Origin of the sequence: Erwinia typographi (genome assembly GCF_000773975.1) — a bacterium.
GTDB lineage: Bacteria > Pseudomonadota > Gammaproteobacteria > Enterobacterales > Enterobacteriaceae > Erwinia > Erwinia typographi.
The window spans coordinates 144265-165154 of the sequence record NZ_JRUQ01000006.1 but is presented as its reverse complement, the minus strand read 5'-3'; the positions used below and the strand labels follow the sequence as shown (position 1 = coordinate 165154).

Annotated in this window: 18 protein-coding genes; 7 read left to right on the top strand and 11 right to left on the bottom strand. The window is 56.4% G+C overall.

Annotated elements, in window-relative coordinates:
- The first annotated feature begins 5 nt into the window (after positions 1-5).
- Positions 6-1031 carry a LacI family DNA-binding transcriptional regulator gene (locus NG99_RS01715; RefSeq protein WP_052130509.1) on the top strand — a complete coding sequence of 342 codons (1026 nt, stop codon included), beginning with the start codon at positions 6-8 and terminating at the stop codon, positions 1029-1031.
- 84 nt (positions 1032-1115) lie between these two features.
- On the opposite strand, the gene NG99_RS01710 is transcribed toward NG99_RS01715, so the two are convergent.
- The gene (locus tag NG99_RS01710; RefSeq protein ID WP_034887822.1) at positions 1116-1436 is read right to left on the bottom strand and encodes a DUF496 family protein; all 321 of its coding nucleotides are present in this window, start codon (positions 1434-1436) and stop codon (positions 1116-1118) included.
- Positions 1437-1596: 160 nt separating this feature from the next.
- A complete protein-coding gene (locus NG99_RS01705; protein WP_034887820.1) occupies positions 1597-2655 on the bottom strand; it encodes an FUSC family protein in 1059 nt (352 codons plus the stop codon).
- Positions 2656-2874: 219 nt separating this feature from the next.
- On the opposite strand from NG99_RS01705, the gene NG99_RS01700 reads away from it, so the two are divergent.
- From NG99_RS01700 to NG99_RS01690, 3 genes are read left to right on the top strand one after another with little or no spacing between them, the layout of a single operon-like run.
- Positions 2875-3630 carry a gluconate 2-dehydrogenase subunit 3 family protein gene (locus tag NG99_RS01700; protein WP_034887733.1) on the top strand — a complete coding sequence of 252 codons (756 nt, stop codon included), beginning with the start codon at positions 2875-2877 and terminating at the stop codon, positions 3628-3630.
- A gap of 1 nt (position 3631) precedes the next feature.
- Positions 3632-5398: a GMC family oxidoreductase gene (locus NG99_RS01695; protein ID WP_034887731.1), complete on the top strand. Its 1767-nt coding sequence runs from the start codon at positions 3632-3634 to the stop codon at positions 5396-5398.
- Positions 5395-6621 carry a c-type cytochrome gene (locus tag NG99_RS01690; RefSeq protein WP_034887730.1) on the top strand — a complete coding sequence of 409 codons (1227 nt, stop codon included), beginning with the start codon at positions 5395-5397 and terminating at the stop codon, positions 6619-6621. Before NG99_RS01695 ends, NG99_RS01690 begins: the two co-directional genes overlap by 4 nt.
- 152 nt (positions 6622-6773) lie before the next feature.
- On the opposite strand, the gene sbmC is transcribed toward NG99_RS01690, so the two are convergent.
- Together sbmC and dacD are read right to left on the bottom strand one after the other, a co-directional pair.
- The gene (gene sbmC / locus NG99_RS01685; RefSeq protein WP_034887727.1) at positions 6774-7241 is read right to left on the bottom strand and encodes a DNA gyrase inhibitor SbmC; all 468 of its coding nucleotides are present in this window, start codon (positions 7239-7241) and stop codon (positions 6774-6776) included.
- 193 nt (positions 7242-7434) lie between these two features.
- Positions 7435-8646, bottom strand: a complete 1212-nt coding sequence (gene dacD / locus NG99_RS01680) for a serine-type D-Ala-D-Ala carboxypeptidase DacD (RefSeq protein WP_052130508.1) — start codon at positions 8644-8646, stop codon at positions 7435-7437.
- A gap of 642 nt (positions 8647-9288) precedes the next feature.
- Between dacD and NG99_RS01675 the strand changes: the two genes are divergently transcribed.
- The 3 genes from NG99_RS01675 (at position 9289) to sbcB (ending at position 12488) form a co-directional block, all read left to right on the top strand.
- Positions 9289-9936, top strand: a complete 648-nt coding sequence (locus tag NG99_RS01675) for a glycoside hydrolase family 19 protein (RefSeq protein ID WP_232298146.1) — start codon at positions 9289-9291, stop codon at positions 9934-9936.
- The gene (locus tag NG99_RS01670) at positions 9936-10280 is read left to right on the top strand and encodes a hypothetical protein (RefSeq protein WP_034887725.1); all 345 of its coding nucleotides are present in this window, start codon (positions 9936-9938) and stop codon (positions 10278-10280) included. The genes NG99_RS01675 and NG99_RS01670 overlap by 1 nt, the downstream gene beginning before the upstream one ends.
- A 780-nt stretch (positions 10281-11060) precedes the next feature.
- Positions 11061-12488, top strand: coding sequence for an exodeoxyribonuclease I (gene sbcB / locus NG99_RS01660; RefSeq protein ID WP_034887721.1), 1428 nt, complete (start codon positions 11061-11063; stop codon positions 12486-12488).
- A gap of 58 nt (positions 12489-12546) precedes the next feature.
- Here sbcB and NG99_RS01655 read toward each other — a convergent pair whose 3' ends face one another.
- The 7 genes from NG99_RS01655 to NG99_RS01625 all read right to left on the bottom strand — a co-directional run bounded on the left by NG99_RS01655 (position 12547) and on the right by NG99_RS01625 (position 20601).
- On the bottom strand, positions 12547-13197 hold the full coding sequence (locus NG99_RS01655; RefSeq protein WP_034887719.1) for a methionine ABC transporter permease: 651 nt from the start codon (positions 13195-13197) through the stop codon (positions 12547-12549).
- Positions 13181-14281 carry a methionine ABC transporter ATP-binding protein gene (locus NG99_RS01650; protein ID WP_034887716.1) on the bottom strand — a complete coding sequence of 367 codons (1101 nt, stop codon included), beginning with the start codon at positions 14279-14281 and terminating at the stop codon, positions 13181-13183. Before NG99_RS01650 ends, NG99_RS01655 begins: the two co-directional genes overlap by 17 nt.
- A 2-nt stretch (positions 14282-14283) precedes the next feature.
- The gene (locus NG99_RS01645; RefSeq protein WP_034887713.1) at positions 14284-15081 is read right to left on the bottom strand and encodes a MetQ/NlpA family ABC transporter substrate-binding protein; all 798 of its coding nucleotides are present in this window, start codon (positions 15079-15081) and stop codon (positions 14284-14286) included.
- Positions 15082-15104: 23 nt separating this feature from the next.
- Positions 15105-16466: an LLM class flavin-dependent oxidoreductase gene (locus NG99_RS01640; RefSeq protein ID WP_034887712.1), complete on the bottom strand. Its 1362-nt coding sequence runs from the start codon at positions 16464-16466 to the stop codon at positions 15105-15107.
- A complete protein-coding gene (locus tag NG99_RS01635) occupies positions 16463-17653 on the bottom strand; it encodes an SfnB family sulfur acquisition oxidoreductase (RefSeq protein ID WP_034887710.1) in 1191 nt (396 codons plus the stop codon). Before NG99_RS01635 ends, NG99_RS01640 begins: the two co-directional genes overlap by 4 nt.
- Positions 17654-17662: 9 nt before the next feature.
- The gene (locus tag NG99_RS01630) at positions 17663-18868 is read right to left on the bottom strand and encodes an SfnB family sulfur acquisition oxidoreductase (RefSeq protein ID WP_034887708.1); all 1206 of its coding nucleotides are present in this window, start codon (positions 18866-18868) and stop codon (positions 17663-17665) included.
- A 377-nt stretch (positions 18869-19245) separates the two neighbouring features.
- Positions 19246-20601 carry an APC family permease gene (locus tag NG99_RS01625; RefSeq protein ID WP_034887706.1) on the bottom strand — a complete coding sequence of 452 codons (1356 nt, stop codon included), beginning with the start codon at positions 20599-20601 and terminating at the stop codon, positions 19246-19248.
- Between the last annotated feature and the right edge of the window lie 289 nt (positions 20602-20890).

The window sequence follows — 20890 nt, the reverse complement described above, 5'->3', positions numbered from 1 at the left end:
AAGCCATGAAGCCCCGTTCCGTTACGCTGGCAGACGTTGCCGCTGCCGCGGGCGTCTCGTACCAGACGGTTTCCCGCGTGCTGAACCACTCGGCCAGCGTTGCGCAGAAGACCAGACAGAAAGTACAGGCGACAATGAGCGAGCTGAACTATGTGCCAAACCGCGTGGCGCAGCAGCTGGCCGGAAAGAACACCCGCACGCTGGGCCTGGCGACCAGCGATCTCGCACTGTTGGCCCCGGCGCAGATGGCCTCGGCGATTCAGCATCGCGCCAGCGCGCTGGGTTACCGGCTGGTGATCGCAATGGCGGGTGCCGAGGGCGCCGACGGGGCGGTGCAGGAGCTGCTGGCCCAGCGCGTTGATGCGCTGCTGATTAACCTGCCGCTGGAGAGTGCTGACGCCGTCAGGATAGCCGCGTCGGCCGGGGAGACGCCCAGCCTGTTTCTCGACGTTCCTGACGATGCGCCGGTGCCAGCCTGCCAGTTCAGCGCGGAAACTGGCGCGCGTCAGGGGATAGAGCATTTGCTGGCGCTGGGGCATCGCCGCATTGCCCTGCTCAACGGACCGGTAAGTTCGGTAGCGGCGGCCGCACGTCGTCGGAGCTGGCTGGCGGTGCTGAAAGAGCATCAGCTCAGGCCGCAGGTCGAGCTGTATGGCGACTGGAGCGCCGAGTCCGGCTACCTTGCGCTGCTCAGTCTTTCCGGTGGAGAGTTGCCGGAGGCAATCGTGGTGGCGAACGATCAGATGGCACTGGGCGCGCTGCGGGCGCTGCATCAGGCTGGGCTGTCCCTCCCGGCGGATATTTCGGTAGTAGGCTATGACGACACGGCGGAGAGCGCCTGGTATCAGCCACCACTGACGACCGTCCGCCAGGATATCAGACTGCTGGGCGAACGCAGCGTTGACTGGCTGGTGCAGAAGCTGAGCGCCGACAAAGGCCCGGCGCTGCTGCTCCCTTTTACGACCGAGCTGATCGTCAGGGAAACCACCGCAGCAGCGAAAAAACCCAGCGCTACTGCGGCGAAGTTCTGAGCAGCGGACGCCGCATTTTAACCAGCGGCAAAAAGCAAAAAGGGCGATCGCAGATCGCCCTTTGGCCGTGATAACGCCGCGAAGTTACTGAGGCTTTGGTTCGCCCATGGCCTTCAGTTTTTTCGACAGATCGCGACGCTCTTTCGACAGATCGGCATTTTTGATGATGTAGTCATCAACGCGATCTTCATAGTCGCTGCGCATACTGCTGATGATCTCCTGAATGGCTTCTATGCTCATGCCCGGTTTGATGTATTCGCCGAGGTTATCGAGCAGCAACACACGCTTCTGGTTATCACGAATTTTCTTTTCGTTATCGTGAATTTCGCGCTGCAACTTGTTCTTACGACGGAACATCCGCACGAACTCCAGCACGTCCTGAAATGATTGCTTTGCATTTTCCATGAAGACACCTTTCATTTAGGCCTGCCTGCGCAGGCGTCATTATCGTAGCGCTCAGCTTAGCGGCTCACCGCGGCCGAAGGCAATTTTGAAATTGTAGAGTCGGACTGAAGTCCATCTTACCGCGAACGGCTATTTCCCGCAGTAAGTTGTTGCAAATCGCCTATTTACGCAGCACCAGCCGCATCAGATCCGAGAGTCTTTCCAGCTGCCCCGCCATCTCCAGGCTCAGCCAGACGTAGCCGTGGATCGCCGTTTCCACCCGTTCATCGCTGTTGGCATCATTCATCAGCTGCCGCAGCTCGCGGCTGATGTCCGCCAGCTCGCCGCTGTTGGCGGCAATTTTTTCGGTATTGCCTTCGACAATGGCCTTTGACAGCTCGCGCAGCGTGTTTTCCGTCATCTGCTGGGTACGCCGCAGCGCCGGGGCATTCAGCATAATCAGGTGGCTTTCGCGCGAATTCCACCAGGCGTTCAGCTGCAGTTCCAGGGTACAAACCATATTGCGGTTCAGCGTCTGGATACCCTCAAACACCGAGCGCGGAATTTTAGTTTCCTTGCTGGAAGGCTCAATCAGCGCGCGCATTTTCACCACGCCGGTCAACAGCCGCTGTAAAGGGCGCGTCAGCCGCGGCTTGTCCACCAGGTTGGGTGAGAACCCGGCATGATAAATTTTGGCCGTTTCCAGCAGAGAGTCCGACAGCTTGATGCGCCAGTGAGTATAGGCTTTCTGAGGATAGATGCTGGTAAACAGCAGCGCCAGCAGGGAACCGAGGATCACATCCCCACCTCGCCACAGCGCCGTCACCATATCCCCCGGCGGCGCGCCGCAGATGACTGCGAGCGTCACGCCGATCAGCAACGCCATATAGGGTTGTTTTCCCAGCGTCAGAAAACCACACAGGAACATGACGCCAAGACACCAGACCAGCATCACCGGCAGGGAGAGAAGTTCAAGCTTGAGCGCAATAAGCCCCGAGACGGAACCGAAGATAGTGCCGCCGATGCGCTGCCCCGCCCGTGGAAAAACGTTACCCCAAAAAGAGATCGGTCCCATGACCACGATCAGCGTGATCAGCGGCCAGCTCCCCTCAGGGATATTCGACAGCCGGACCAGCAGAAAGGTCAGCACAAAAGCCAGCGCAATGCGGACACCATGCACCGTGCGGTAATTGCGATAGAGAGTGAATTCGAAGGCCGATAGCGGCTTGTCCGGGCGCACAAGGATCTCCTGACGGCAAATTAAGCTGGGCATCATACCCATCAAAAAAAGCGCCGTCATTGATTCTGCACTATTTTTACTGACGGGATTCCTTACATTTTTTAAGGAATAACACTAATTAACAAAACGGCAACATGCGATATACACAATACTGTTAGCTTGTTCATATTTTTACAAATTTTAGCGTTAACTTTACATACTGGAACAATAGGAAGCTCAATGCGTAAACCAACCCCAACGCTGCCCGGTGTTACCCGGCGGCAGGTTTTGACATGGTCGAGCGGGGCGATTGCGGCTACCGCTACCGGCGTAGCTAAAGCCGTCACCCTGACCGGCGCTCCCGGCTGGACGCCTTTTTCTGACAATCCCCCTGAAACCTTTGATGCCGGGGGCCTGCTGTTTTTCACCGATGAAGAAGCGGCAACGATAGACGCCATCGTTGACCGGCTGATCCCCGCGGATGAACTGAGCATCGGCGGCAAAGAGGCCGGATGTACGGTGTTTATTGACCGTCAGCTGCACGGTTTTTACGGCACCTTTGAACGGCTCTATATGGAAGGTCCTTTTGAGCAGGGCATACCCGAACAGGGCGATCAGTCTCCGCTGGTTCCCCGTCAGCGCTACCGCCTGGGTATAGCCGCGCTGAATAAGTACTGCCAGTCCACTCAGCAAAAAGCCTTTAAGGATCTGACGGCCAGCCAGCAGGACGAGCTGCTTAAGGGCCTGGAAAGCGGCAGCATTGCGCTGGAGGGCTATGACAGCGCCGCTTTCTTTGCCCAGGTGCTGAGCAACGCGATGGAAGGTTTCTTCGCCGATCCGATTTATGGCGGCAACAAAGGCATGGTCTCCTGGAAAATGCTCGGCTTCCCCGGCGCGCGCTATGACTACCGCGATTATATCGGTCGCCATAACGAGAACCTGAAGCTGCCACCGGTGAGTATTGCCGACCTGCCAACCCAGAAAAAAGGATCCTGACATGGCGAAGAAATTGCCTAAAACTGACGTGGTGGTAATTGGTCTCGGCTGGGCCGGTTCTATTATCGCCAATGAGCTGGCGGACGAAGGGCTGAGCGTGGTCGGCATCGAACGTGGCCCGTGGCGTGATACCGCCCGCGACTTTAACGTGGCGACCATTACCGACGAGCTGCGCTACGTTCAGCGCGAAGAGCTGATGCTGCGCACCCGCCAGAACACCTGCACCATGCGTAATAATCCTTCACAGACTGCCCTGCCAATGCGCAGTTGGGGATCGTTCCACCCCGGCAACGGCACTGGCGGCGCGGGCAACCACTGGGCGGGGATTACCTTCCGCTTCCAGCCCGAAGAGTTTCGCTTACGCAGCCACCTGACCGAGCGCTACGGCGCTAACGCTATCTCTTCCGATCTGTCTTTACAGGACTGGGGGATGGAGTGGGATGAGATCGAAAAGCACTATATGCAGTTCGAGCGCGTGGCTGGTACCTCCGGGAAGGCGGGCGTCCTCAACGGCGTTAAGCAGGAAGGCGGCAACCAGTTTGAGGGCTCCCGATCCGGCGAGTACCCTACTCCGCCCATGAAGCAGCCCTACGGACCGACGCTGTTTGCCGAAGCGGCGCGCAACATGGGCTATAACGCCTTTGCCGTCCCTTCCTCGCTGGTTTCAGAGGCCTATACCAACCCGTACGGCGTCACTATGGGCCCCTGCACCTTCTGCGGCTACTGCACTAACTACGGCTGCGCCAACTACTCGAAGGCCAGCGCCATTACCACCGTGCTGCCAGCCCTGATGCGTAAACCCAACTTCACCGCACAAACCAGCTGTGAAGTACTCAAGGTACTGACCGATTCCAGCGGCAAAAAAGCCACCGGCGTAACCTATATGGACTCCAGCGGCGACGAGTGGGAACAGCCTGCCGATCTGGTGATCGTCGCGGCCTACACCTTCGAAAATGTGCGCCTGATGCTGCTCTCCAACATTGGCAAAGCCTACGATCCGCTCACCAATACCGGCACGACTGGCCGTAACTATGCTTACCAGACGGCTAACGGCGTGACGCTGTTCTTTGACGACAAAAACTTCAATCCGTTTATCGGGGCCGGCGCCGTCGGCATGGGCATCGATGATTTCAACAACGATAACTTTGACCACAGCGGCCTCGGCTTCTTCGGCGGCGGCAGCATTCGCGTTACGCCAATCGGCGCCGCGCCGATCAACAGCCGCCCGGTTCCACCAGGCACGCCCAAATGGGGCTCGGCGTGGAAGCAGGCCACGGTAAAAAACTACCTCAGCACCATGTCGATCGGCTGCGAGGCCAGCAGCTATACGCAGCGCACGAACTACCTGTCGCTGGACCCGAATTACAAAGATCCGCTCGGCCGTCCTTTGCTGCGCATCACCTTTGACTTCCCGGAAAATGACCTGCGGATGGCGCAGTACTGCACCGGAAAAGTAGCGGAAATCGCTAAAAACATGAACCCGCGCCAGCTGGTGGCTAAACCAACCAGCGGACACTGGAACAGCGTGCCTTACCAGTCCTCACATGTCTGCGGCGGCTTCGTTATGGGTGCCGATCCTTCCAACAGCTCGGTCAACAAACATTTACAGGTGTGGGATGTGCCAAACCTGTTTGTGGTAGGCGCCTCCGCCTTCCCGCAAAACCCAGGCTATAACCCAACCGGCACCGTTGGCGCGCTGGCCTTTAAGGCCGCACACGACATCCGCCAGCACTATCTGAAGCGTCCAGGGGAGATGATTACCGCATGAAAAAGCGCACGCTTTACGCACTCGCTGCGATTTCACTCTCCGCGCTCAGCGCATCAGTAGCCTGGGCGCAGCCTGAATACGATCAGATTGCACGCGGGCGCTACATAGCCACCCTCGGCGACTGTACGGCCTGCCATACCGTCGATCCGAAGAAACCGTTTGCCGGCGGCGTTCGGCTGAACACGCCTTTTGGCGCGCTGCTGGGCGCCAACATCACCCCTGACCGCGATACCGGTATTGGCAACTGGAGTTTTGATGATTTCCAGCGGGCGATGTCGGAAGGAGTGGGCCACGGCGGCAAGCGGCTGTATGGCGCAATGCCGTTTACCGCCTATACCAAAGTTTCTCGCCAGGATAACGCCGATTTATGGGCTTATCTGCAAAGCCTCCAGCCGATTCATCAGCAAGTGGAATCTAACCAGCTGCCCTTCCCTTTCAACGTTCGCACCAGCCTGATTGTCTGGAACTGGATGAACTTCGATCGGGGAGAATTCAAGCCGGATATGAGCAAGTCGGCCGAATGGAACCGCGGCGCTTATCTGGTTGAGGGGCTGGGTCACTGCGGCACCTGCCACACGCCGAAAAATATTCTTGGCGGCGATAAGAGCAGCCAGTTTATCTCTGGTGCGGTGGTCGAAGGCTGGTGGGCGCCCAATCTGACCAGCGACGAGCATACCGGTCTGGGTAAATGGACGCAGGAAGATATTGTCAGCTATCTGCGCACGGGCGTAAACCGCTATGACATCGCCTCCGGGCCGATGGCTGACGCGGTGAAAAACTCCACGCAGTACTGGCGCGATGAGGATCTGCAGGCGGTTGCCACCTACCTGAAGGCGACGCCAAAGCAGGCTGGCGACAAACCGGCCCCGCTGACGGCTGACGACAGCAGGATGAAAACCGGCGCAACCCTTTACGAAGCCAAATGTTCAGCCTGCCATGCGCCTCAGGGCCAGGGCGGCAAAAACATCTTCCCACAGCTGGCAAACAACCCGCTGGTGAACGCGCCTGACGCCACGTCAATGATTCACGTCGTGGCGGCGGGAAGCCGTGGCGTGGATACGGATAGCCGTCCAACGGCGCCTGCCATGCCGTCCTTTGCCGGAACCCTGAACGATGAGGAGATGGCGGACGTCATCACCTACGTTCGCAACAGTTGGGGTAACGCGGCGGCACCGGTTAGCGCCAGCGAGGTTAAAGAGCTGAAGGAAGAGCTGCATAAGTAGCTTTACTACCTGAAAGTCGCCCAGCGAGCGCCGCTAGCATAGCCTGAAAAGAAGCGGCGTGAGAGGTTTCACGCGGTTTCCTCCCTCTCCGTTCCCGGAGAGGGAGACTTTCATTAGCGGCCTGATGCAGCAAAAATCCCTTCACCGCAGCGCTACTCAGCCTTATTAACCGGAATATACAGCTCGATATCCCATTCACCACTCTGTGAACCGTCATTCAGGTAGTTATCAAAGCAGGGGCCTTCGGCCAGCGTATAGCCGCTGTCAGGCAGCCACTCGCTGAACAGGGCGATCCAGGGTTTCGCGAAGTCTCCGTCGCTGACATGGACCAACGCCCTGGCGTAGGTGCCCGCCGCCAGCTCATCAAGGCTCACCCCTTCACTCTCTTCAGGCAGTTCGAAATCTGTCGGCACGCCAATCACGGTTTGAATTTCCAGTTGCTGCGCAGGCACCACCTGTGGATTGCCGTGGTAAACCGCCATCCACGGCCCAATCAACTGGTGCTTTGTGGTCCAGGCAACGAGCTTAGCGAAGCCCTCCGGAGCGGTAACCTCCCAGGGGCCGACGAGATGAAAACCGGCAATTTTACTGGCTTCACGCTGCTGAATTTCTACATTCATCTTTCTGCTCCTTTTGCTGATGACTGGTTAAACATACAGTTAAAGGGTAGATTGATCGAGTAGAAAAGCGGCAATAATGATGTTTTGCGAGCCAGCCTGCAAAACAGACTTATTTTGTCTGAAGAGCTGGTCGGACAGGAGAAAGTAAATCAATACGGGCGGCAGGCGACCCTTTGCGGGTCGCCCTTATGACTCACAGCTTCAGCTTCAGATAATCCTGAATCCGGGTGAACACGCCCGCTTCGTTGACGGGCTGTAGGGCAACCAGTGGGTAAGTTGCCAGCTGCTTATCTCCGTCAACCAGTTGGATAGCGCCTACCTGCTCATGCTCCTTGAGCGGGGCTTCCAGGTTTTTGCGATCGATGACGTATTTGGCTTTGATCTTCTTCACCTCGTCGCGCGGCAAAGAGAGATAGACATCTTTGTCGCTGCCGACCGAGACCTGATGAGGACTGCCGTACCACACCGTTTCATGGCCAATCTCTTTACCGGCATGGAACAGCTGCACGGTGTCGAAATTGTTCTGGCCCCAGATTAACAATTTGCGCGCCTGCTCTTCCCTTCCTTTAGAACTCTTTCCGCCCATAATCACCGCAATCAGGCGGCGCTGGCCGTCCACGCTGGAGGCGATAATATTAAAACCGGCGCTCTCAGTATGGCCCGTCTTCAGTCCGTCCACCCGCAGGGTTTTATCCCATAACAAACCGTTACGATTCTGCTGGGTGATGCCATTCCAGCTAAGGGATTTCTCGCTGTACATCTGATAGAAATCCGGCTCTCCGGAAATAATAGCCCGGGAAAGTTTAGCCAGATCGCCTGCCGTGGTGTACTGACCTGGCGCGTCGAGACCGTGCACCGTTTCAAAATGGGTATTGGTCAGACCTAACTTCGTCACGTACTGATTCATTTGCTCAACAAAGGCGGCCTGGCTGCCGGCGACGTAATCGGCCAGCGCCACACAGGCATCGTTACCAGAATCAATGATCACGCCACGGCTGAGATCGCGCACCGACACCTTCTCGCCAGGCTTCAGGAACATCAGCGAAGAGCCTTTAAATACCGGATTTCCGGCAGCCCAGGCGTCTTTCCCTACGGTTACCATATCGTCACGAGTAATGCGCTTAGCATCGATCGCCCGGTCAACCACATAGCCCGTCATCAGCTTGGTGAGGCTGGCCGGATTACGGCGCTGATCGGCATTTCCCTCGGTCAACACCTGCCCGGTGGTGGCATCCATCAGCACCCAGGACGCGGCGTCTATACTGGGCGGCGTGACGGGAAAAGCTAACGGATTGTCATCGGCATGCGCCACCAGGGCAACGGCCAGAATCACACTACTACTTATAAGCTGACGCTTCTTCAACGGAACACCCTCAATAATCTGCTGTGTAAAAAAACCAGCCATTGTTACGGATTTCTGCGATGGTGCGCGTCAAAAAATTGCAAGAAAATATTAATTTTCAGCTAAATAGGTTTAATACTGCCTTGCTGTTTTAGCAGATGCCCCCGGTGGTGATTTGCCTGGCGACAACCAAAAATCAGCAAGCCCGGTTTAGGCTTCATGACATCAACAATATGGTTTACCATGTTGCCTCCGTGCTCCTTAACCAGCCATCCCAGCAATTGAAATATCGCCAGTGAAACCTGACAAACCGCAGCCCACCTTTCTGTTCCATGACTACGAGAATAATTGATCAACAATATAAAAGATATCACTTAGCCGGGACGCGCTTCTGACTCAGAATTACCGGCCTTATTCGTTTGGTCAGTTCCACTGTGATATTTCTAATCGTCCGAATCTCGCCCATATCCCGTGTTCACCACAACGAAAAGCAGCCTGTTTCACAACATGGGTGCTCAGCTATGCGGTTCAATTCGTCAGGCAGCTTATCTGTTGCGCAGAAAGCAAAAACCCGCTGGTTGGCGAGGTTTGGAATGTGTTGTTGGTGCATGCGTATAAAGCCCCATTTTAGAGGGGCAATGAGCCAATTTTGGGCCAAAGTCTACTTTTTATTTTTCGTGATCTTGGTTAAGATAAAGTTTCATTATGTCTGCTTATCAATTCGTCTGCGGTTTAAAAGGTCTGACGCAGCTCATAAAAAAGGGATTTATTACTATGCTTAACATAACCCCCAGCTTTTTATGGAAAATATCTCAACACTACCTGAGTAATAAAAGCCTCCTTAACTCACAAAGACGTAACATGGGTGCGCTTGCCTCACCTATCAATCGCTGGTTTTCTTTCTATGATATTAATACTGATCTCAGGATTGCTCATTTCCTTGCCCAGGCTTGTGTTGAAACAGCTAATTTTTCTGCACTTACTGAGCATGCGAGAAATGGTGGTAAGGAGTACGAACCTGACACCAGAACGGGACGCATGGTAGGTAATAAATTTCCCGGCGATGGACCTAAATATATTGGACGTGGAATGCTACACCTTACAGGAAGGGAAAATTATGACAGGTATGGAAAAATTCTCCATGAGGACCTTGTCAACCATCCCAGTTCGGTAGCTGAAGACCCGAATATAGCAGTGAAAACGGCCTGTGAATTTTGGCGAAGGCGTTTTGTTAATCCGCATGCTGACAAAGATGATTTGCAGGCTGTTACATACATTGTTAATGGGGGTTATAACGGCCTTTCACAAAGAAAACTGGCCCTTGACCGCATAAAAAAAGAAATGGGTATATAATGATGATCAAACTAAAAATAATTGTGGCCTCAATGGTCATGTTAACGGCTTTCAGCTCATTCGCGGCTACCAATAAATCTTCAATGACATGTAAAGATAGTGCCCTCAGAGATGCGAAAAAGCTTCTTTCATTCTACCGTGATAACGATGACAGAATATCTATTGATGATAAAGTGACCCCTCGTCCACAAATTAAAAACCCTCAGAATGCTTCCCAAACCTTTGATGTCCTGGAAACATGGGGATATATCTACAAGGGAAAATACAGGATGCGCCTCACTTACTATTCGGCAATCGATTGTACACTGATGGGAGAAGATATTCTGGAGTACGCAGACCTTTGATTTTTTCGTAGCAGAGGGGATGCCCATCCCCTCTTCACACATAGGAAATGAATTCAATTTCCCCTCTCCCAATTCATACCCCAGAAATTTTTTCAATGACGCGCGGGGCTAGACCTTACTCTGGCAGTCTGGTAGCAAGGGTACGCCTGAAGTCATAAGCGGTGAATTCTCCAAATGCTACAGAATTCTTGATCCTGCCAGGATCACGATTAGCTCCCGCTATCGTCATTGGCATCTTAAGATTAGGGTCTGGGAAAAGCACATCGCTATATGTCATTACAGCTTTATCCAGGAATAGCCCTATAGTTTTGAAGATCGGACGGCGGATCATTCTCCGTGTTTTGCTTTTCTCTGCCGTCACTATCCATAAACCTTCCTCCTGGTCAAACGCCCCTTTTACAGCCAGGCAAAGCTCCCTGTCCCTCGATTCACGAAGTGATATTGCAGGATACCTGCCGATACCGATACGGTGCTGCTTTCCCTGCCACCTGTATCTGAAGCGCGATCCTGACTGCCAGCCCGTCTGAATCAGTTATTTCAGGTGGACTCGAATATGGTTTACCATAGATAGAACGAAGCTTTGTGCCGCTGATAGCCATACTAATATTTTGTACTCAAAAGATTCTGTGCTTATGTACTCACCCTGTACACGGTGCGCCATGTGCTAACGAATACATCACTAAACAATGATGGGCAATCAGAACCTCAGACAGCCACAAACAATCAACTAATTCAATTAAAACATATAGTTAAATCATCAACCGTGGGCAATTACATACAGTGAAAGACAAGCCAGTACAGCCAACATTCCTCTTCCACGATTACGAAACCTTCGGCAAAAGCCCGTCGCTGGATCGCCCTGCGCAGTTTGCCGGCGTTCGTACCGATATGGATTTCAACATCATTGGTGAGCCTGAGGTGTTCTACTGTCAGCCAGCGGATGATTATCTGCCGCAGCCTGAGGCGGTGATGATTACCGGCATCACGCCACAGCTGGCGCTGGCAAAAGGCATGAACGAAGTGGATTTCACCAGGCGAATCCATGCGCTGTTCAGCGAGCCAGGCACCTGTATCGTGGGCTATAACAATGTGCGCTTCGATGATGAGGTGACGCGCAATCTGCTTTACCGAAACTTTTACGATCCCTACGGCTGGAGCTGGCAGAACGGCAACAGCCGCTGGGATTTGCTGGACGTCATGCGCGCCTGCTACGCCCTGCGTCCGGAAGGCATCGAGTGGCCGGAAAACGACGACGGTTTTCCCAGTTTCCGGCTTGAGCATCTGACCAAAGCCAACGGCGTGGCGCATGAAAACGCCCATGACGCGATGGCTGACGTATATGCCACTATCGCCATGGCAAAGCTGGTGAAAGAGAAGCAGCCGCGCCTGTATGATTTTTTGTTTACTCACCGCAACAAAAACAAAATCACCGCGCTGATTGATATCCCGCAGATGAAGCCGCTGGTGCATATTTCCGGCATGTTTGGCGCATTTCGTGGAAACACCAGCTGGATCGCACCGCTGGCCTGGCACCCGGTGAACAAAAATGCGCTGATTACCTGCGATTTAGCCGGGGATATCACTCCGCTGCTGGAACTGGATGCGGATAGCCTGCGCGAGCGTCTCTACACCCGCCGTGATGAGCTGGGTGATAACTCGCCGGTGCCGCTAAAACTGATGCACATTAATAAGTGCCCGGTAGTCGCTCCCGCTAATACCCTACGCCCGGAAGATGCTGAACGGCTGGGAATCGATCGTCAGCGCAGCCTGGATAACCTTGCCCTGCTGCGGCAGCATCCTGAAATCCGTGAAAAGGTGGTGGCGCTGTATGCCGAAGCGGAACCGTTTAAGGCTTCGGACGATGTCGATGCCCAGCTGTACGACGGGTTCTTCAGCGATGCCGATCGCACGGCGATGAATATCATCCAGCAAACGATCCCTGAGAATCTGCCCGCCCTCGATCTGACGTTCAACGATGCCCGCATTGATAAACTGCTGTTCCGCTATCGTGCCCGTAACTTCCCCGGGACGCTGGATGAAGCCGAGCAGAAGCGCTGGCTGGAACACCGTCGCGCCGTGCTGAATCCTGAGCGGGTACAGAGCTATGTTCAGGAGCTGGAGATGCTGCTGAATCAGTATGAGGGCGATCGGGCGAAGCTGGGCCAGCTGAAGGCGCTGTTCGACTATGCGCGGGAGCTGGTTTCTTAGTTTTGCGCTGAGCAACATGACCGGCTCCGGCTGGCGGGCAGCGGCTGCCCGCCCGGAGTTAACGGTGGTTGAGCCGCCGCGACAGGCGGTCGCCAAAGAACTGCAGCAGGGTAACCAGTGCCACCAGCACCACGATCACCGTCAGCATCACCTGCATATCAAAACGCTGATAGCCGTAACGATAGGCGAGATCGCCTAACCCACCCGCGCCAATCGCCCCCGCCATCGCCGAGGCGTTGATCATCGTCACCAGCGTAATGGTAAAGCCGCTGACAATGCCAGGCCGCGCTTCCGGCAACAGCACATGCCAGACAATGTGCCAGCGCTGAAAGCCCATCGCCTGCGCCGCTTCGGTCAGCCCTTTGTCCACCTCGCGCAGGCTGACTTCAGCAATGCGGGCGAAAAACGGCGTCGCTGCCAGCGTCAACGGCACCGTCGCCGCCCATACGCCATAGGTGGTGCCTACCACCCAGCGGGTAAAGGGGATCAGCGCCACCATCAGAATCAAAAATGGAATGGAGCGAAACAGGTTCACCAGCCAGCCGAGCAGGCGATTCAGCAGTGGACTGGGAAACAGATCGCCACGCCCGGTGACCACCAGAATCACTGCCATCGGCAGGCCCAGCGCCAGCGCGAACAAGGACGATACGCCCACCATCAGCAGCGTATCCAGCAATCCGGTCCATAAACGATCAATAGCCAGTGACATAACCTGCAATCTCCAGTTGGTCGGCAATCCCCGTCAGAGCCTGCCGTGCGTCATCGGCGTGGTGCCGCGCGTCCAGCAGCAAAAGCAGCTGGCCGGTGGGCTTGCCCTCTACCCAGGCGATTGCGCTGAACAGCAGCGTTACCTCTCCCGCCACGCGCTGACTCAGCGCGCCGATATCCGGTAACGCGCCCTGCCCGGTATAGCGCAGCCGCACCAGCAGGCGAGACGCCGCGTCCTGACGCATCGGGGTTAACAGCGGCACAATATTTTCCGGCAGCGCCTGATGCTGCGGGTTAAGCAGCTGACGCGTGGTCTCCAGCTGCGGGTCGCTGTGCACCTGCCACACCGGGCCGCGCTCGATGATTTCACCCCGATCGATAACGGCCACCTGATGACAAAGATCGTGCACCACATCCATTTCATGGGTGATCAGCACGATAGTGATATGGCGCTGCTGATTAATCTTCTTCAGCAGCGCAAGAATGGCACGGGTGGTTTCCGGGTCAAGCGCTGAAGTCGCTTCATCACACAGCAGCAGTTCCGGGTCGTGCACCAGCGCGCGCGCAATGCCGACGCGCTGTTTCTGCCCGCCGGACAGCTGAGAGGGCCAGGCATGTTGGCGCGGCTCCAGTCCGACCAGCGCCAGCAGCTCATCCACCTTGCGCTGACGTTGTGCCTTTGGCACACCGGCGACCTTCATCGGCAGCTCAATGTTTTCGCGCACCGTCTTCGCCGACAGCAGATTGAAGTGCTGGAAAATCATGCCGGTGCGGCGTCGCCACTGCACCAGTTGCCCCTCGGTGAGCGTGCCAATGTCAATGCCGTCAATGACTACCTGCCCGGCAGTCGGCGCTTCCAGCCGGTTAAGACAGCGGATCAGCGTAGATTTACCGGCGCCGCTGCGTCCGATAATGCCAAAGATCTCGCCGCGTCTGACCTGCAAATCGACGTTTTTCAACGCCTCCTGCTGCTGCCCGGCGTAGCGTTTACTCAAGCCATGAATCTGCACATGTACCGGGCCAGCGCCTTCCCGCGCAGGCTCAAACAGCGCATCCTGTTCGGTGGACAACGTCAGGCTCGACATAACTACTGGCTCCAGCCCGGCTGATACAGTTTGCCGTAAAAGCTATCCAGTTTGGCGCGGACCACCGGCGAATGCTGATAGATATCAACGAACTTCGCCAGGCGCGGATCGTCCTGATGCCCGTCGCGTACCACAAACTGAATCACATATTCCGGATGCTCCAGCCCATCAAACAGCAGCGCTTTTTCCGGATCGATGGTTTTCGCCAGACGCAGATAGTGAGGATAGCCCTGCGCCAGATCGACCTCATCCAGCGAACGCGACAGCTGCACCGCTTCCACTTCGATGATCTTAAGATCTTTCGGATTGCTGGCGATGTCGTCAACGGTGGCTTTCAGGCCGACGCCGGGTTTCAGGGTAATCAGACCGGCTTTCTGCAACAGCAGCAGACCGCGCGCGCCGTTAATCGGATCGTTAGCAATCGCCACGGTGCCACCCTGCGGAATCTGGTCAATCGCGCTGTGCTTTTTCGAATACAAGCCGATGTTATTAATGATCGCCGGTGCGTAGGGCACCAGGTGGAAGCCCCCTTCTTTATTGGCGTTCTCAAGGAAGGGTTTGTGCTGGAACAAATTGACGTCGATATCCCCGTTTTCCACGCTGACGTTCGGTGCGGTCCAGTCGGTGAACTCCACCAGTTGCACCTCCAGCCCCTGCTTTTTCGCTTCGGCGACGGCGGTTTCCAGCGGCGGCGCGAAGGCCGCGGTAGTGCCCACTTTTAGCGGCCCGCTATAGTCGGCGGCGCTCGCCATCGTGCTCAGTGCCAGCAGCGCGGCAGTCAGTTTTAATGCAATTTTCATAGTCATTCCCAAAGGTAAATGGATTAACGAAGCGTGGCCGCAGGTCGCCAGCGCGCCGCCGGATGGCGTTCAGGCAGGCGATCCTGTTGCTGAAAGATCTTTTTACGTAATGAGCCCGGCTGATAGGCGGTTTTATAGCGCCCGCGCTGCTGTAGCTCCGGCACCACCAGATCGATAAAGTCGCGATAGCTTTGCGGATTGAGAATCCGCGTCAGGTTAAAGCCATCAATGTCGCCCTCGTCGATCCAGTTAATCAGCGCGTCGGCAACCTGTGACGGGTTGCCCACCAGCAGCGGATAACGGCTACCCATCGCGTGCTGTTCCAGCAAGCGCCGACGCGTCCAGCTGCTGAAGGCTTTACTGACCGACTCAATCGCCCGCGTGTCACCGCTGACAATCGGTTCATCGAGATCGAAGGCGGCCAAATCCATGCCGATCGAACTGGAAAAATGGGCGATGCCCGCTTCCGGGCTGGCGTATTCGAGATAGCTACGATGCTTCTCCTGCGCCTCGCGTTCGCTGGGCGCCACAATCACGCTGACGCCCATAAAGATGCGCAGATCGTCCGCGCGCCGTCCCGCATCCAGCGCAGCCTGTCGCAAACGCTGGGTTTGCTGACGCATGGCGGCCGGTGAACTGGCGTTGACGAAGCTGCATTCGGCATGGCGCGCCGCGAACTGAATCCCGCGCGCTGAACTGCCTGCCTGAAACAGCAAGGGCGTACGCTGTGGCGACGGGCTGCTGAGGTGATAACCCTGCACCTGATAAAACTCGCCCTGATGGTTCACCTGATGAATTTTTTGCGCATCGGCGTACAGCCGCTGCTGACGATCCACCACCAGCGCATCATCCTGCCAGCTGCCTTCCCACAGCTGATACACCACATCGAGAAACTCATCGGCCTGATCGTAGCGTCGGTCGTGAGCCAGCAATTGACGTTGCCCCATGGCGCGTGCGGCGCTGTCGAGATAGCCAGTGACGATGTTCCAGCCAATCCGCCCCCCGGTCAGGTGATCGAGCGTGGAAAGACGACGCGCAAAGGGATAGGGAGCTTCGTAACTGAGATTAGCCGTGACGCCAAAGCCCAGATGCTGCGTTACCCCCGCCATCGCGGAAACCAGCATCAGCGGATCGTTGACCGGCAGCTGAATCGACTCGCTGGCCGTCAGGTTAATCCCCTGCTGATACACATCGTAGACCCCGAGAATATCGGCGATAAAAATGCCGTCGAACAGGCCGCGCTCCAGCAGCTGCGCCAGCCCGGTCCAGTAGCTCAGCGAATTGAAATCGACGGAACGATCCTGTGGATGCGTCCACATGCCGTGATGAATATGCCCCACGCAGTTCATATTGAAGGCGTTGAGCAGGATCTGCTTCTGGCTCATATTGTCCCCCGGCGCGGCGGTAACACGCCGTTCAGCAGATAGTTACCAATCGCTGGATATTTCCAGCGAACCGGATCGTGCAGCGTATGGGTGCGCGCGTTGCGCCAGTGGCGATCCAGATTGTGCTCGCGCAGGCTGGCGCGGGAGCCGCCAAGTTCAAACAGCAGATTCCCCGCCTCCAGCGCAATTTCCGTGGTCCACGCCCTGACCTTCGCCACTTCGACAGACGCCGTCGCCACGTTTGCCGCCGTTTGCTGCTGGCGGGCAACGTCAACCGCATCCCCGGCCAGCTCCAGCAGTGCATCGCCAGCCGCAAGACGAGCGGCAAGGCGTCCGGTGCGATCCAGCGTCAGCGGATCGTCCGTTGCGCGATCCACGCCGCTGTCCGGCCACGGTCGCGCGCGGCTGCGCAGGAAGGCCAGCATGTCGTTAAAGGCGGCGCGGGCGATGCCCTGATCGATAGCCGCGTGCAGAATCTGCGCCAAAGGGCCGACCGTGGTGGGCCGTTCGAAGGCGGTCTGAAACGGCACCACATCCTCAGCACTGACGGCCACATCCACAAACTGCACGCTGCCGCTGCCGGTGGTGCGCTGGCCGAAGCCGCTCCAGTCATCAATCACGCTGACGCCCGGCTGCTGACGCGGCACAAACACCAGCTGTTCTTTATTATCTTCCCCTCGGGCGGCCGTAGGGATACGGTCGGCAAATAGCGCGCCGGTGGCGTAAAACTTGTTGCCGTTGAGCCGCAGCCCTTCAATCCGGGTGGTGCGCTGATGCGCGGCCGGGGAGCTGAACTCCGCCAGCGCGTTGCCAAGATGCACCCCCGCCAGCACTTCAGCAAACAGCCGCCGTTGCTGCGCTTCACTGCCGTTAACGCGCAGCACTTCCAGAGCATAATAGTGGTTTTGCGGCACCTGACCGATGGCCGCATCCGCTTCGCTAATAATGGCGACAATCGCCGCCAGCGTGGCGGTCGGAATGTCGATGCCGCCCCAGGCTCGCGGCACGGTAATCGCACCAAGGCCGGAAGCAAAAAACTGCTGCAACTCGGTATGCGGCAGCTGGCGTTCGCGGTCGCGCAGCGCGGAATCGCGGCGGAAATCGGCGGCCAGTTCCTGTGCCACCGCCAGCGCCTGCCGTGCGGTTTCCAGACGTATTGCGGGGTGTTTCGGCTGAACCTGCGTCATGTTTGCTCATTAAATCCAGGCATGGCGCGCGGGTTGCGCGTCATTGAGGTAATAGTTGCCGATGGCATGGGTCTTCCAGCGCACCGGATCGTGCAGGGTATGGGTACGCGCATTGCGCCAGTGGCGGTCAAGGCCGTGGCGCAACAGCGTGGCGCGGCTGCCGCCCCATTCGAGCAGCTTCTCACTGGCACGCAGCGCGACCTCGGTAGTCAGCACTTTGGCTTCTGCCACCGCAATTGACGCCCATGCGCAGTTTTCCGCGCTCAGCGATTGCCGATCGAGGCTGTCCAGCGCCTTCGCCGCGCGTACCAGCAGCGCATTGGCTGCCGTCAGTTCAGTGCCGATACGGCCAACATCGGCGAGAATATAGGGATCGTCTGCATTACGACTGACCTCCGCATCCACCCAGGGACGTGAACTGTTGCGCACAAACTCCAGCGCATCATCCAGCGCCCCTTGCGCAATGCCGGCATCAATCGCGGCCTGAATCAGTTGCGATACCGCACCGCGCAGCGTAGGTTTTTCCGCGCAGGGCAGCGGTATGATCAGCTGCGGATCGACCGCTACCTGGTGCAGTTTTACCGTACCGCTGGCGGTGGTACGCTGGCCGATGCCCGACCAGTCATCCACGATCTCCACTCCTGCGGCAGGCAAGGGAATAAACGCCATCACCGGCTGCTGCGCCTGCATAGCAGTGGTCACCAGGATGTCGGCAAACAGCGCGCCGGTGGAATAAAACTTCTCGCCGGATAGCTGCTCCCCCTGTGAGGTTGTCACCAGTTGCGCCTGCACATCGCGGGTATGCCGGGTGTTTTTCTCCGGGCCGCCGTTACCGAGACGCTTTCCACTCACCACCGCACTGAGCAACTGCTGTTGCTGCGCAGGGGTGCCTTCAGCAAGGATGAACTGAATCAGCCCAAAGTGATTTTGCGGAATCTGGCCCAGTGACGGATCGCTGGCGGAAATCAGGCGGAATATCTCTGCCACCGTCTGGAATGACAAACCGCCTCCGCCAAACTGGCGCGGTACGCTAATGCTGCCCAGTCCCAGCTGCGTAAATTGATTAAGTAACCCGATGGGATAAATACGCTGGCGATCGCGTTCAATCGCGCCCGCTTTGGCTTGCCCGGCAATATGGCGCGCAATAATGAGCGCGTCACGATCGCTATTCAGCACTGCCGCGCTGCCAGGATTGCTGGCATTATTTTGCGTCATGGTTTATTTCACAGGAAAAATAACAGGATGGCAGGAATGATAGTCAGGCGGCCTGGAACAAGTAAATAGCGCGGTTATGCTATATCCGCACAAGGGTTTTCATTATTGAGATAACTATTATTCGCGGTTTGAATTACGGCGTAATTAATATTGAATGCGACGTTATTCTTCTTAAGAACAAATATCGCTATCGAATTGCAGGATACTAATATTTGCGGGCGCTAGCGACTTTTCCGGCAATAACTCGCGGCGTTGCCATAAATAGCGACCGGATTAATTACTGCCCGGGCTGTATTTTGGTACGGAGGCCAGCCACGCGCCGCACCAATAAAAAAGGGCGCCTGAGCGCCCTTTTCTGTTTCCCTTCAGCCGGAAAATTACATTGGCTCTTCAGTGCACTGCGGCACCGGGTTACGGAAGCTGCGGGTCACAAAGGCCAGATAAATCAGACCCACGCTGCCCCAGATCAGCCCCAGAATCATCGAGCTCTCTTCCAGGTTAATCCACAGCGCGCCAACCGTCAGCGCGCCGCACAGCGGCAGCAGCAGGAAGTTGATATTGTCCTTCAGCGACTTGTTGCGCCCTTCTCTTATCCAGAACTGGGAAATCACCGACAGGTTAACGAAGGTAAACGCCACCAGCGCGCCAAAGTTAATCAGCGCCGTCGCCGTCACCAGATCCATGGTGATCGACAACAGAGCAATCGCCCCGACCAGCAGCACGTTCAGCGCTGGCGTCCGCCACTTAGGATGGATATAGCCGAAGAAACGCTCCGGGAACACGCCATCACGTCCCATTACATACATCAGGCGCGACACGCCTGCGTGCGCAGCCATGCCAGAGGCCAGCACGGTCACGCAGGAGAAGATCAGGATGCCAAACTGGAAGGTTCTGCCCGCCACATAGAGCATGATTTCCGGCTGCGAGGCGTCAGGATCTTTAAAGCGTGAAATGTCCGGGAAGTACAATTGCAGGAAGTAGGACACCACCACAAAAATCGCCCCGCCGATCAGCGCGGTCAGGAAAATGGCCTTAGGGATCACGCGCTCGGCGTTTTTCGTCTCTTCGGAAAGCGAACTGATGCCGTCAAAGCCGAGGAACGAGAAGCAGAGGATCGTCGCCCCGGTGATCATCGGCACGACGTGGGCGTTCTCAGACCAGAACGGTTTGCTGCTGACCAGCGTACCGGCACCTTCGCCGTGCGCCACGCCATACACCACCATTGCCATAATGGCGATCATTACCGCAACCTGAAGCACCACGATCACGCTGTTGAAGTTAGCAACGGTCTTGATGCCCTTCAGGTTTGAAAGCGTCATAAAGCCCACCAGCAGCACTACGAAAATCCATGAGGGGATGCCCGGAACCAGCGCTTCAAAATAAATTTTTGCCAGCAGGATATTGATCATCGGCATGAACAGATAGTCCAGCAGCGATGACCAGCCCACCATAAACCCGACGTGCGGGCTGATAGCTTTCTGAGCATAGGTATAGGCCGAACCCGCAGAGGGGAAGCGACGGACCAGCTTGCCATAGCTCAGCGCCGTAAAGAGGATCGCCACAAGCGCGAAGGCGTACGCGGTGGCCACATGACCATCGGTCAGACCGGAGACAATGCCAAAGGTATCAAACAGGGTCATTGGCTGCATATAGGCCAGCCCCATCATTACCACAGGTAATAATGTCAGCGTTTTTTTCAGATGCGGACGAGAAGTTTGAGGATTAAGCGACATGATTCAGCCTCCCCATAGCGCCAACCGTTCTGGGTTGAACCACAGGGAAACTTCGCATGATGCGAGAGCTGTTCTTTAAGGGGGTAACGGACTGGCAGGAAGGGATGAAGGTGAAGCCTGCCGCGGCGCCGTAGTCATCACGCTGGCGGATACCGGCGTGCGCTGGAGTAATGAAGTGTTGCCCCATTGTTCTTTTCCTCAACATAGCACGTCCGTGCGTGCTAAAAGCGTGTATCTATCCGGTTCTGGACCGGCCTCTTGAATGCGAATGTGGTTTCTGCCAAAAAAA